General features: G+C 59.1%; 12 protein-coding genes. 6 read left to right on the top strand and 6 right to left on the bottom strand.

Annotated elements, in window-relative coordinates; genetic code table 11:
- Nucleotides 1-80 precede the first annotated feature (80 nt).
- A complete protein-coding gene (msrA, locus tag HNQ72_RS25990; protein ID WP_244654563.1) occupies nt 81-752 on the top strand; it encodes a peptide-methionine (S)-S-oxide reductase MsrA in 672 nt (223 codons plus the stop codon).
- Here msrA and HNQ72_RS25985 read toward each other — a convergent pair.
- Nucleotides 749-1,675, bottom strand: coding sequence for an alpha/beta hydrolase (locus HNQ72_RS25985; protein WP_244654559.1), 927 nt, complete (start codon nt 1,673-1,675; stop codon nt 749-751). The two genes, msrA and HNQ72_RS25985, sit on opposite strands and share 4 nt — an antisense overlap.
- Before the next feature lie 63 nt (nt 1,676-1,738).
- Nucleotides 1,739-2,971, bottom strand: a complete 1,233-nt coding sequence (locus HNQ72_RS25980; protein WP_183996796.1) for an ROK family transcriptional regulator — start codon at nt 2,969-2,971, stop codon at nt 1,739-1,741.
- A gap of 221 nt (nt 2,972-3,192) precedes the next feature.
- On the opposite strand from HNQ72_RS25980, the gene HNQ72_RS25975 reads away from it, so the two are divergent.
- The 4 genes from HNQ72_RS25975 (at nt 3,193) to HNQ72_RS25960 (ending at nt 6,795) form a co-directional block, all read left to right on the top strand.
- Nucleotides 3,193-4,218, top strand: a complete 1,026-nt coding sequence (locus HNQ72_RS25975; RefSeq protein WP_183996794.1) for a sugar ABC transporter substrate-binding protein — start codon at nt 3,193-3,195, stop codon at nt 4,216-4,218.
- Between the two features lie 95 nt (nt 4,219-4,313).
- Nucleotides 4,314-5,393, top strand: a complete 1,080-nt coding sequence (locus HNQ72_RS25970) for an ABC transporter permease (RefSeq protein WP_148173803.1) — start codon at nt 4,314-4,316, stop codon at nt 5,391-5,393.
- Entirely contained in the window at nt 5,369-6,175 is an 807-nt protein-coding gene (locus tag HNQ72_RS25965; protein WP_183996792.1) for an ATP-binding cassette domain-containing protein, read from the top strand. Before HNQ72_RS25970 ends, HNQ72_RS25965 begins: the two co-directional genes overlap by 25 nt.
- The gene (locus HNQ72_RS25960) at nt 6,172-6,795 is read left to right on the top strand and encodes a nucleoside triphosphate hydrolase (RefSeq protein WP_183996790.1); all 624 of its coding nucleotides are present in this window, start codon (nt 6,172-6,174) and stop codon (nt 6,793-6,795) included. Before HNQ72_RS25965 ends, HNQ72_RS25960 begins: the two co-directional genes overlap by 4 nt.
- A 488-nt stretch (nt 6,796-7,283) precedes the next feature.
- Here HNQ72_RS25960 and HNQ72_RS25955 read toward each other — a convergent pair whose 3' ends face one another.
- Genes HNQ72_RS25955 through HNQ72_RS25940 form a run of 4 tightly spaced genes read right to left on the bottom strand, consistent with a single transcriptional unit; the run spans nt 7,284 to nt 12,604 of the window.
- Complete coding sequence (locus tag HNQ72_RS25955; RefSeq protein WP_183996788.1) at nt 7,284-8,885, bottom strand: ABC transporter ATP-binding protein; 1,602 nt, start codon at nt 8,883-8,885, stop codon at nt 7,284-7,286.
- A gap of 1 nt (nt 8,886) precedes the next feature.
- Nucleotides 8,887-10,029, bottom strand: a complete 1,143-nt coding sequence (locus HNQ72_RS25950) for an ABC transporter permease (protein WP_183996786.1) — start codon at nt 10,027-10,029, stop codon at nt 8,887-8,889.
- Entirely contained in the window at nt 10,022-10,945 is a 924-nt protein-coding gene (oppB, locus tag HNQ72_RS25945; RefSeq protein WP_183996784.1) for an oligopeptide ABC transporter permease OppB, read from the bottom strand. The genes HNQ72_RS25950 and oppB overlap by 8 nt, the downstream gene beginning before the upstream one ends.
- Before the next feature lie 60 nt (nt 10,946-11,005).
- The gene (locus HNQ72_RS25940) at nt 11,006-12,604 is read right to left on the bottom strand and encodes a peptide ABC transporter substrate-binding protein (protein WP_183996782.1); all 1,599 of its coding nucleotides are present in this window, start codon (nt 12,602-12,604) and stop codon (nt 11,006-11,008) included.
- A 59-nt stretch (nt 12,605-12,663) separates the two neighbouring features.
- On the opposite strand from HNQ72_RS25940, the gene HNQ72_RS25935 reads away from it, so the two are divergent.
- Nucleotides 12,664-13,068: a hypothetical protein gene (locus HNQ72_RS25935; protein ID WP_183996780.1), complete on the top strand. Its 405-nt coding sequence runs from the start codon at nt 12,664-12,666 to the stop codon at nt 13,066-13,068.
- Nucleotides 13,069-13,146 lie beyond the last annotated feature (78 nt).

Below are 13,146 nucleotides of genomic sequence, written 5' to 3'. Positions count from 1 at the left end.
TGACCGAAAGCTTGACGAGGAACACAGTCATGGCAACTGGAGAAGCTGCCATGACGATATTTGCGCGCAAAAACGTTGGAATGACATTCGCCTTATTGCTGCTTGCCGCTCCGGCAACATCCGCGTTTGCGGCGGAAGCAGCAGTGGTTATCCCGGCGCCAGCCATTGATAAGGCAACCAAGGGCAGCAGCGAAACCGCAGTTTTCGCCGGCGGCTGTTTCTGGGGTGTTCAGGCCGTGTTCCAGCATGTGAAGGGCGTGAAGAACGCCGTCTCGGGATATTCCGGCGGAGCGAAGGAAACGGCGAGTTACGAGACCGTCAGCCTTGGCGAGACGGGCCATGCGGAGGCGGTGGAAGTGACCTTCGATCCGCACGAGGTGAGCTACGGAACACTGCTGCAGGTGTTTTTCTCCGTCGCCCACAACCCGACCCAGCTGAATTATCAGGGGCCGGATCAGGGCACGCAGTACCGATCAGCGATTTTCACCGCCAGCGCTGAACAGCAGAAAGTTGCCGCAGCCTATATCGCCCAACTGGACAGAACCGGGCTGTTTCACGCGCCGATCGTGACCAAGCTTTCGAAGCTGGAAGGTTTTTATCCGGCGGAAAAGTACCATCAGGATTTCCTGACGCTCAATCCCAACCACCCCTATATCGTCTATAACGACATGCCGAAGATCGACAATCTGAAGACCATCTTCCCGGCAGCCTTCAGGGCCAATCCGGTACTTGTCTCCAAGGCGAAGACCTAGGCGGCAAACCCTCGTATCGCTTCGCACAGCGCCTTGAAGCCATCTCGTGCGCCCTCGCTCATATGCCGGGCGCGAAGCCATGCATGTATCATTTGCGGCTCGTCGCGGAAGGTCGCGGGAACACCCGATTGCTTCAGCCGCTGCGCGTAAAGCCAGCCATCATCACGTAGCGGATCGAAATGCGCCACGGTGATATAGGCAGGCGGAAGCCCGGAAAGATCACTTGATAGAAGCGGATGCGCCACCGGCTCATTTTGCGGCGCTTTCAGCACCGCGCGATAATAGGCGACATCGGCTGTCGTCAGCCCCGGCGCATTCGCCATTTCCCGATACGAACCTGAAGTAAGATCGCCGCCAAGCGCGGGGTAAATGAGCACCTGACCGATAATGCCGGGAAGGTTCTCGTCACGCGCCCGAAGTGAGAGCCCGGCCGCAAGATTGCCGCCGGCACTGTCACCGATCACCACCACCTGTTTATCCTGCCCAACAAGCTGCTTCAGCACCCCGTAACAATCATCGGTCTGGGCAGGCCAGACATGTTCGGGCGCGAGACGATAATCGACCGAAATGAGTTCAGCCTGGGCGAACTCGGCAATCTCGGCACAGATTGCATGATGGCTCTCCAAAGAGCCGACGACAAAGCCGCCACCATGCAGATAGAGAAGCACTTTTTTGGTGGCGACGAGTGCTGGCCGATAACGCCGGATCGGCACGAACAGAACTTCATCCTGAAAGATCAGGCCATCGGGTAAAGGCCGGTCGAAACGGGCACAGAGCGCGTCATACCAGGCACGTTGCTGCGCAATCGGCGCATTCACGGCGTCGGGAGGATAAAAGCTGTTGCAGACACCGAGAAACTCAAGAATACCCAGTTCGCTCGGCATCGGCGAATGTGTCTCGCTGTTCTCCATGGCCTCATCCATCCGGTTTTCCGAGGGCCAAAGGCTAGGCAAGATGACGGTATGCTGCAAGGGTGAGAACGACTTTTACTCCCCGTTGAAATCCTTGATCAGCACGGATTGATCCGTCAGGTAGCGGGCGAAAATCGGCAGGCTGGCACCGCCGATCGCACGTGCCTGTGAGCCGACCTTTCCCTCGATAATATCGGGAATGACGACACCGCGAAGGTCGAGCCGGGCAACCGCCTCGATCGTCGCATCGACGATGCGTTTCCTCACCCAACCCGGAAAGCCACCATCGATGACGGCTGCGCCGAAATCGATGATCGAGGCGGCAGCAACGATGGCCTGCGCCAAAGCGGCAGCGGTCGCCTGGATCCAGAGTTCCAGCGGTTCACCGAAATCGACCCAGTCGTCTGCCGAATACCAGAGCGGCTGCGGATCGATGCCGCGCTCTCGCAACATGTTTTCCAGCACGAAGATCGAGGCGATATCGAGAAGCTGGCGGTTTTCGCCATTCTTTCCCCGCACCGGCAGCGGGCCGACCGCACCGGCAGTACCTGTACGGCCCGAAAATATGCTCGAATTCAGCACGATGCCGCCACCGATGAAGGAGCCGATGAACAGATAGATGAAATCCGGATAGGTAGGCCCGACACCGAATACCAGCTCCGCACCACAGGCACTGGTCGCGTCATTCTGCAGATACACGGAGTGAGCGACGCGCGACGCGACTTCCGCCTGGAGATCGAAGCCGTGCCAAACTTCCATGGCGCCCGATGGCGCACCGATCTCGTCCGCCCAATTCCACAGTTCGAATGGAGCCGCAATGCCGATACCGGCAATACGCGCCTGTTCACCGCCGCTCATCTGCGTTTCGATATCGGCGATGCCCGAGGTTATGATCCGCAGGATCTCCTGCGGCAGCGGATAGGCATAGGGCTCGTGATAGCGCTTGCGGATATTGCCGACGAAATCCATCAGCACCAGATCGGCGCTGCGGCGGCCTATCTTGACCCCAAAGGACAGGACGGCATCCGGGTTGAGACGCATCGGGATGGATGGCTGGCCGACACGGCCCCGCACCGGCTCGCCGCGCAGCAGCAGACCGTCCTTCTCGAGTGCCCGCATGATGACTGAGGCCGTCTGTGCCGACAGGCCGCTGAGCCGGGTAATATCCGCCTTCGACAGCGCACCATGCAGCCGCACCAGCGACAGGACCAGCCGCTCGTTATAGGCGCGCACCCGCGTCTGGTTGGAACCACCGGAAAAACCGGCAGAAGAAGCAGACCCGGAAAGCGGGCCATCGGTGATCGACATCCAGCACCTCCCTTGCCTTCGCTCTCTCACGTCGGACCTAGCATGACAAGCCAGAATAAATAATTCAATCGGAATTAATTATTGACAGACGATTTTCTTTCGCGATTATTGACGATTGTAAGGATGCAGGAATGCCCCGGAGGAGGCACTGAGGCACGATCCGGCCTGCATTCTCAGCGAACCCGTCCGCAGCGAGCGGACTTCATCTCTGGGAGGAGATCATGAGAAAATCCGTATTGTCCCTGTCGTTCGGGGCACTGGCGCTTGGCGTCGTCTTTTCGGCACCCGCTCAGGCAGCGGACGTTTCGGCCTGCCTGATTACCAAGACCGATACCAACCCCTTCTTCGTCAAGATGAAGGAAGGCGCGACGGCCAAGGCAAAAGAACTCGGCGTCTCGCTGAAATCCTATGCCGGCAAGATCGACGGTGACAGTGAAAGCCAGGTGGCGGCGATCGAAACCTGCATCGCCGATGGCGCAAAGGGTATCCTCATCACCGCCTCCGATACCAAGGGCATCGTGCCTAACCTCAAGAAGGCGCGTGACGCCGGCCTGCTGGTGATTGCGCTTGATACGCCGTTGGAGCCGATCGATGCTGCCGACATGACCTTTGCCACCGACAACCTGCTTGCCGGCAAGCTGATCGGCCAATGGGCCAAGGATACGCTTGGCGACAAGGCGAAGGATGCCAAGGTGGCCTTCCTCGACCTCACGCCCTCGCAGCCCTCGGTCGACATTCTTCGCGACCAGGGCTTCATGATGGGCTTCGGCATCGACCCGAAGGACCCTAACAAGATCGGCGACGAGGATGATCCGCGCGTCGTCGGCCACGATATTACGAATGGCAACGAAGAAGGCGGCCGCACAGCGATGGAGAACCTTCTGCAGAAGGACCCTACCATCAATGTCGTCCACACGATCAACGAACCGGCGGCTGCCGGCGCCTATGAAGCGCTGAAGGCCGTTGGCCGCGAAAAGGACGTGTTGATCGTTTCTGTCGACGGTGGTTGCCCGGGCGTCAAGAACGTTGCCGAAGGCGCGATCGGCGCCACCTCTCAGCAATATCCGCTGCAGATGGCAGCGCTCGGCATCGAAGCGATCAAGAAATTCGCCGATACCGGCGAAAAGCCGAAGCCGACCGAAGGAAAGAACTTCTTCGACACCGGTGTGACGCTGGTTACCGACAAGCCTGTCCCGTCGATCAAGTCGATCGACACCAAGGAAGGCCTGAACAAGTGCTGGGGCTGACCCTCTAGCCAGATCTTGCGGGTCGGTGGCAAACCGCCGCCGGCCTGCCACGGCAACCGGCCTGAACCGGGCACACGATAAAGCGGGAGGATTTCATGAGCGAGCCAGTGGCAAGCACACCGCATAACGACTACGAAAAAGTGCTGAAGGACAGTTCGAAAGACGTGGCGTCCTTCGATCACGACACACCGTCCGCCCTTCACAAATTCCGTCACTTCCTGCATTCCAACCCGTCTGCCGTGTCGCTGATCGTGCTGGTCGTGTCGTTGATCGTTTTCGGCCTGACACTTGGCGGCAAGTTTTTCTCAGCCTTCTCGCTGACGCTGATCCTGCAGCAGGTGGCGATCACCGGTATCGTCGGGGCTGCCCAGTCGCTTGTCATCATGACCGCGGGCATAGATCTGTCGGTCGGCGCCATAATGGTCCTGTCCTCGGTGGTGATGGGCCAGTTTACCTTCCGTTACGGCCTGCCGCCGGAACTCGCAATTCTCTGTGGTTTTGCCACCGGCGCGCTGTGCGGCTTTATCAACGGCGTGCTGATCGCAAGGGTGAAACTGCCGCCCTTCATCGTCACGCTCGGCATGTGGCAGATCGTTCTCGCCAGCAACTTCCTCTATTCGGCCAACGAGACGATCCGCGCGCAGGAAATCGAAACGACGGCACCGATCCTGCAATTCTTCGGCGAGACGTTTAGAATAGGCGGCGCCGTGTTCACCTATGGCGTCATCGCCATGATCCTGCTCGTTGGCGTGCTCTGGTATGTGCTCAATCATACCGCCTGGGGACGGCATCTTTACGCGGTCGGTGACGACCCCGAAGCAGCCGACCTTTCGGGCGTCAATGTCCAGCGCATGCTGATCTCCGTCTATGTGCTCTCCGGCGTCATCTGCGCGCTGGCCGGCTGGGCGCTGATCGGCCGCATCGGCTCCGTCTCGCCGACCGCGGGCCAGTTTGCCAATATCGAATCGATCACCGCGGTGGTCATCGGCGGCATCTCGCTCTTCGGCGGGCGTGGCTCAATTCTCGGCATGATGTTCGGCGCTCTGATTGTCGGTGTCTTTTCACTCGGCTTGAGGCTTCTGGGTACCGACGTGCAATGGACCTACCTCCTGATCGGCGTCCTCATCATCGTCGCAGTGGCGGCCGACCAATGGATCAGAAAGGCATCACGCTGATGACCGACACGAGAAAACCCATCCTCACCGGCCGCAACCTCGTAAAGCGCTACGGCCGCGTGACCGCCATCGACAATGCCGATTTCGACCTTTATCCCGGCGAAATCCTCGCCGTGATCGGTGACAACGGCGCCGGGAAATCCTCGCTGATCAAGGCGATTTCCGGCGCGATCAGACCCGACGAGGGCGAGATCCGCATGGACGGAGAACTCGTCCACTTCGCATCGCCGATAGAGGCACGCAAGGCCGGTATCGAAACCGTCTACCAGAACCTCGCGCTATCCCCGGCGCTTTCGATCGCCGACAACATGTTTCTCGGCCGCGAGATCCGCAAGCCGGGTTTCATGGGCAAGGTTCTGCGCAAGCTCGATCACGGGGCCATGGAAAAGATGGCGCGTGAAAAACTCTCCGAACTTGGCCTGATGACCATCCAGAACATCAACCAGGCAGTGGAAACACTATCCGGTGGCCAGCGTCAGGGCGTGGCGGTGGCTCGGGCGGCGGCTTTCGGCTCAAAGGTCATCATTCTCGATGAACCGACCGCAGCACTCGGCGTCAAGGAAAGCCGGCGTGTGCTGGAACTGATCCTCGACGTGCGCTCGCGCGGCATCCCGATAGTGCTGATTTCCCACAACATGCCGCATGTCTTCGAGATCGCAGATCGCATCCATATCCATCGGCTGGGCAAACGCCTTACGGTCATCAATCCGAAGGACTACACGATGTCGGACGCCGTCGCTTTCATGACCGGCGCCAAGGCGCCGGAACCGCTTGCCGCATGACAATGACCACCGAAGATATCGCCCGCACACTTATCGACCGTGCGGGCGACAGGCGACGCTTTATTGTCGCGATTGCCGGCCCGCCAGGCGCAGGCAAGTCAACTCTCGCCGACTCGCTTTCAGCAGCGTTGCAAGCGCTTGGCGACAGCGCAGAAGTCCTGCCGATGGACGGCTTTCACATGGACAACGGCGTCCTGCAGCAAAAGGGCCTGCTCTCCCGCAAGGGCGCTCCCGAAACTTTTGACGTCCGCGGCTTTCTCGACATCATCCGCGCGGTCAGAGTGGCTGAAGGAGAAGTGCTCGTGCCGGTGTTCGACCGATCCCGGGAACTCGCCATCGCTGCCGCACGCATCATCGACGTTTCGACACGATTCGTGCTTGTCGAGGGAAACTATCTGCTTCTCGATCGCACTCCCTGGTCTTCATTGGAAGGGCAGTTCGACTACGCAATCATTATCTCTCCGCCGGTCGCGACCCTTGAGGAGCGACTGATGGATCGCTGGCGCGGTTACGGATTGAGCGAAGAAGCGGCCCGGGCGAAAACCGAGGGTAACGACCTGAAGAATGGCGCCCTGGTCAGAGACCATTGCCGTGGTGCAGATATCATTCTGAGGGATTAAACGAAAAAGCCTGCCGCGGGAGGAGGTGCGGCAGGCTTTTCGAAAAGATTTGAACAGCGACTGGGAGGAGGAGTGCCGCTGCTCGATCAGGCGCCCTTGGGAGGAGGAGTAGGTCGCCTGAAAATCAGAGGTCTGCGGGAGGAGGAGCATCGCTCTGATGTGGTCATCATACAGGCAAACCGATTCTGTAGAAGCGATATTGCTGCAGCAGAGCCATGCACTGAGCGCTTAGCTAACCCCCTAGCGAAGCCTCGATGCTCACAAATGTGGCAATCGACGGAGCTACGGCATCACGATCTCGATTCAGACACCTCAAGACCAGAAAATTGCAGCAGATTTGCAGGATCGACAGGCGCGATCGACAACCTGATCACGTGGCCCCGACAGCCGCAGAACCAAGCGTTCCGACAACCGGCAACACCGACATCCGGACATGAAAAAGGGCGCAGCGATGCGCGCCCCTTTAAAAATTTCCCGATTGAACGCTGTTATACGCTGAAAGCCGCGCCGATCAGCGCCTTCGTATAATCGGCCTTCGGGGCCTCGAAGATCGCGTCCGTTTCGCCCTGTTCGACGATCTCGCCGTTTTTCATCACGATCACATAGTCAGAGATGGCTTTGACCACCGACAGGTCGTGACTGATGAAGACGTAGGAGAGATTGTGATCAGCCTGCAGCTTGCGCAGCAGATCGATAACCTGCCCCTGAACCGACCGGTCGAGAGCTGAGGTCGGCTCGTCGAGGATGACGACACGCGGCTTGAGGATCATCGCGCGGGCAATCGCGATACGCTGCCGCTGGCCGCCGGAGAATTCGTGCGGATAGCGGTTGCGTGCTGCAGGGTCGAGGCCGACCTCCTGAAGCGCCGCAATGGCGCGCCGATCGCGATCGCCCTTGCTGAGCCCAGGCTCGTGAACAAGAAGCCCTTCAGTGATGACTTCACCAACAGTCTGGCGCGGCGAAAGCGAGCCATAGGGATCCTGGAAGACGAGCTGCATCTCCTTGCGCAGCGAACGCATCTGGCGGCGGTCGTGCCGCGAGATATCCTGTTTGCCGAAGCGATACGCACCGTCGCTCGGCAGGAGTCGCAAAAGCGCGCGCCCGAGCGTCGACTTCCCGGAACCCGATTCGCCGACGACACCGATCGTCTGGCCTTCCTGCAGCTTCACGGTCACGCCATTGACGGCGCGGAAAGTACGCGGCCCTTTGGACAGAAAGCCCTTGCCGATATCGAAATCGACGACCACGCCCCGGCCCTCGAGAATGATCGGGGCATCGTCTGCCGGCGGCGCCTTGCGGCCATGCGGCTCGGCATCGATCAGCATGCGGGTATAGGAAGAGGTCGGGCTTTCGAAAATCTGCTCCGTTGTCCCCTGCTCCACCACTTCACCGCGACGCATGACGACGACGCGTTCCGCAAAATGGCGCACGATACCGAGATCGTGGGTGATCAGCACGATCGCCATGCCGAATCGCTCCTGCAGCGAGCGCAGGAGTTTCAGGATCTGCGCCTGGATCGTCACGTCGAGCGCAGTGGTCGGCTCATCTGCGATCAGCACGTCCGGCTCGTTGGCAAGCGCCATGGCGATCATCACGCGCTGGCGCTGGCCGCCGGAAAGCTCGTGCGGATAGCTGTCGATCCGGCGCGCCGGATCGGGGATGCCGACGAGCTCCAAAAGCTCCAGCACGCGGGCGCGTGCCTGCGCCCTTGAGCCGCCACGGTGATAGAGGATCGGCTCGGCAATCTGCCGGCCGATCGTGTAAAGCGGATCGAGCGAAGTCATCGGCTCCTGGAAGATCATGGTGATCTTGGCACCGCGCACCTTGTTCAGCTCGCTCTTCGGCAGACCGACAAGCTCCTTGCCGCGATATTTGGCAGAGCCAGTGACCGTGCCGTTCTTGGCGAGCAGGCCCATGATCCCCATCATGGTCTGGCTCTTGCCGGAACCGCTCTCGCCCACGACGGCAAGCGTTTCACCGGCCTTGATATCGAAGCCGATGCCCTTGACCGCATTCACGGTGCCGTCCGGCGTCGAGAAATCGACCTTCAGATCGCGGATGGAGAGGATATTTTCTTGTGTCCCGGTCATATCAGCGGTCCTTCGGGTCAAGTGCATCGCGCAGGCCATCGCCGATGAAATTCAGCGAGAACAGCGTTGCCACGAAGAAGATGGACGGGAAGATCAGCAGCCATGGAGCCGACTGGATGTTGCTGGCACCTTCCGAGATCAGCGCGCCCCAGCTCGTCAGCGGCGCCTGAACACCGAGACCGAGGAACGAGAGGAAGCTTTCGAGCAGGATGACCTTCGGCACCACGACGGTAACGAAGACGATGACCGGGCCGATCGTGTTCGGAATGATATGCCGGCGGATGATCTGCCAGTCGCTCAAGCCCAGAGCCTGGGCGGCACCGACGAATTCCCGGCGCTTCAACGCCAGCGTCTGGCCCCGCACGATACGGGCCATGTCCAGCCATTCCACCGCGCCGATGACGAGGAAGATCAGGATGAAGGAGCGGCCGAAAAAGACGACGAGCACGACGACGAGGAAGACGAAGGGCAGCGAATAGAGGATCTCGACGAAACGCATCATCACATTGTCGACGCGGCCACCGAGATAACCCGATGTTGCGCCGTAGAGCACGCCGATGCCGAGCGAGACGAGGCTGGCGAGAAGTCCGACAGCGATCGAGATCTGGCCGCCGAGCATGACGCGGGCAAGCATGTCACGCCCGTTCGGGTCAGTACCGAAGAAGAAATATTCGCGGCTGACATTGCCTTGAACCTTCAGCACGCGTCCGTCGTTTTCGGTAGCTACGACCTCCGTATTGTTGAACTCGTTGGCACGGTCGAAATAGCGGGTTGCGCGCGGATCGATCGGGCTTTCGGCGCTCAGTGTCGCCGTGAAGGTCTGCCCTTCGACATTGAACTCATCGAGATTGACACGGGCGCGGGTGGCAACGCCACGCATAGCATCTTCCAGCGACGCCTCATCGGGCCGTGGCTCCAGGCTTGGGCCGACAGACACATAGGACGAATAGACCTGATCATAGCTGTGCGGCACGAAGAAAGGGCCGATATATGAAAACAGCGCGATCAGCACCATCATCACGCAGCCGGCCATCGCAGCCTTGTTGCGACGGAAGCGAAGGGCAGCAAGCTGAAACAGGCTGCGGCTTTTGTTATCCGGATTTTCTGGCTGCGCGGGCGCAGGATTATTGACGATATCAGTCATGGCGAACCCTCGGATCGAGCAGGCCGTAGATGAGATCGACCACGAGATTGAAAACGATGACGAAGATGGCGATCAGCACGACCGTGCCCATGACCAGCGTATAGTCACGGTTCAGCGCGCCGAGCACGAAATAGCGGCCGATGCCGGGAATGGTGAAGATCGTTTCGACCACTGCCGATCCGGTCATCAGCGCCGCAGCACATGGTGCGAGATAGGATACGACCGGCAGCAGCGCGCCGCGCATCGCATGGGTGATGACGACAATCCGCGGCGGCAAGCCATAAGCCCGCGCGGTGCGAATATGGTCGGCATGCAGCGCCTCGATCATTGATCCGCGGGTAAGACGAGCAAAAACGGCAAGCTGCGGCAACGCCAGCGCGATCATCGGCAGGAGCAGATAACGGAAGGATCCGTCACCCCAGCCGCCGGCCGGCAGCAGCGAGAAAACGATGGCAAAGATCAGCGTCAGAACCGGGCCGACGACGAAATTCGGAATGGTGGTGCCGACGGTCGCGAGCGACATGATGGAGAAATCGAGCACACTGTTCTGGCGAAGGGCAGCAATCGTGCCGAGCGTCACGCCGCCGACCAGAGCCAGGAGCAGGGCAAAAAAGCCGAGTTCCATCGAATAGGGCAGGCCCTTGCCGATCAGTTCGGCGACCGTATTGTCCTTGTAGATGTAGCTCGGGCCGAAATCGCCCTGAACGGCATTGGATATGTAGGTCACATATTGCCGCCACAGGGGTTGGTCGAGCTGATAGGTCCGCATGATGTTTTCCATCGTTGCGGGGGGAAGTGGACGCTCCAGGTTGAACGGCCCACCTGGCGCGAAGCGCATCAGGAAGAAGGAAATGGTGACGACGATAAACAGCGTCGGTACGGCGCTCGCAAGGCGGCGCAGGACAAAAGCCAGCATGCGGGTGTCTCCTGCAAAACGGCGCCCGCGGTTAGGCGGGCGCCGTCTCGATGATGGATATTATTCGGAAACGCTGAGGAAGCGGCTAAGGTGCTCGTTGGCAGCATTGTCCTTCCAGCCGGAAACGCGGTTGGACACGAGCCAGAGATCAGCCTGGGTCAGCAGCGGAGCGACAGGCTGGTCACGCGACAGAAGTGCTTCTGCCTCGTGCAGCAGCTTGGAGCGGGCTTCCGGATTCTCTTCCGCATAGGACTTCTGCATCAGAGCGTCGAATTCCGGGTTGTTGTACTTGCCGTAGTTGAAGGTCTTGTTGGTAGACAGATTGAGCGCCAGGAAGTTCTCGGCATCCGCATAGTCGGCAACCCAGCCCGCACGAGCAACGTTGAACTTGCCGCCTTCCTGCAGGTAGGCATAGTGCGACGAGACATCGAGATTGGTCATCGTCACCTTGGCGTTGAAGGTGTTCTTCCACATGTCGGCAACGGCCGTGGCGACCCGCTCGTGGTTCGGGTTGGTGTTGTAGCGGATCTCGATTTCGAGCGGCTTGCCACCCTCACCGTAACCGGCTTCCTTCATCAGTTCGAGTGCCTTGTCCTCACGATCGAGCTGCGAAAGTGTGGCGAAGTCCGCCTTGGACGGTTCGCCATAGCTGGCCATACCCGGCGGCACGAGCGAATAGGCCGGGATCTGCGAGCCGCTATAGATTTCCTTGGCAAGGAAGTCACGGTCGACGGCCATGGAAAGCGCCTGACGGACGCGCACGTCGTCATAGGGGGCCTGAGCGCCATCGAATGCGTAATAGTAAGTCGCAAGCGTCGGCGAGACGTGAACCTGATCCTTGTAAGCACCACGCAGGCGCTCGATCTGGTCGGCAGAGAAATTAAACACGAGGTCCATTTCCTTCGCTTCGAAGCGACGGACGGAAGCAGCCTGATCGTCGATCGGGTAGAAGATCACCTTGTCGAGCTTGGTGTTGGCGGCGTCCCAGTGGTTCTCGTTCTTTGTCACAACGAGGCTATCGTTCGGCACGTGGCTGACGAGCTTGAAGGCGCCGTTCGACACCATCACACCCGGCTTGACGAAATCGGCGCCATTTTTCTCGACGCTTGCCTTGGAAACCGGCAGGGCAGTCTGGTGGGCCAGCAGTTCGAGGAAGAACGGGGTCGGGCGTTCGAGCGTAATCTGGAACGTCTTGTCGTCCACGGCCTTGACGCCAAGCGTTGCGATTTCAGCCTTGCCGTTATTGATCGCTTCGGCATTCTTGATCGGGTAGAGGATATTGGCATATTTCGCTGCCGTCTTCGGATCTTCTACGCGCTTGAAGGAAAACTCGAAGTCCTGCGCAGTAACGGGCGTGCCATCCGACCATTTTGCATTTTCGCGCAGCTTAAACGTGTAAGTTACGCCGTCTTCGGAAACTGTCCAGCTTTCGGCAGCACCCGGAATAATCTTGCCGGCCGCGTCGTAAATCGTCAGGCCTTCATAAAGATCCTTGAGGATGAAAGCTTCGATATTGATCGAGGTCTGCGCCTGATCGAGCGTCTGGGGCTCGCCGGCATTACCGCGGTGAAGGACTGCTTCGGCGAATGCGGGAGCGCTGGCAAACAGCACCGAGCCCAGCAGCGCGGCCGCAGAAAGTTTGAGAAGACGAGAAGTCATGATCGGTATCCTTTCCCAGTTTATTCCGGATCAGTTGCGGGAATGAATGACAGAAAGGCATGGACTGCAAGGTTTTTCTCACCGCCGCACGGCCGAAAGAGACAACCGCGGCACGCAAGGAAAACGTCAAGGTTGCACAAGAGAAATGTGAACTTGATGAAAGTCATCCGCCATGTTCATCTCATCCGATTGGCCGCCGGGACCATTATAGACATCTTACGTATAGGGAAGAAACGCCGAAGATAGCTATTTCTCTCGCTTTAGGTGAGTTGGCGAAATTTTATTGCTCATGGGTGTATGCAACGATGTTCCGCGGCGGCATTCGCAATCGGCCAAGGGACACTTTTTGCGTGTATGTCAGGCATGCCGTGGCAAAACAAAAAGAACCGATACTCCACAAGGTTATGATTTGCCAAAATGGCTTGATAGGTGTTCGCTATCGCGTAACCGATCTCGTTTATTGACGGGCCGGCTTCATGTTGCGACATTTTCTCACATCCCCCGAATGAGTTTACCATCGGGGATTGGATGCCGAAGACAGT

The organism is Aliirhizobium wenxiniae, from assembly GCF_014201355.1.
Taxonomy (GTDB): domain Bacteria; phylum Pseudomonadota; class Alphaproteobacteria; order Rhizobiales; family Rhizobiaceae; genus Neorhizobium; species Neorhizobium wenxiniae.
This window is presented reverse-complemented; position numbering and strand designations above follow the sequence as displayed.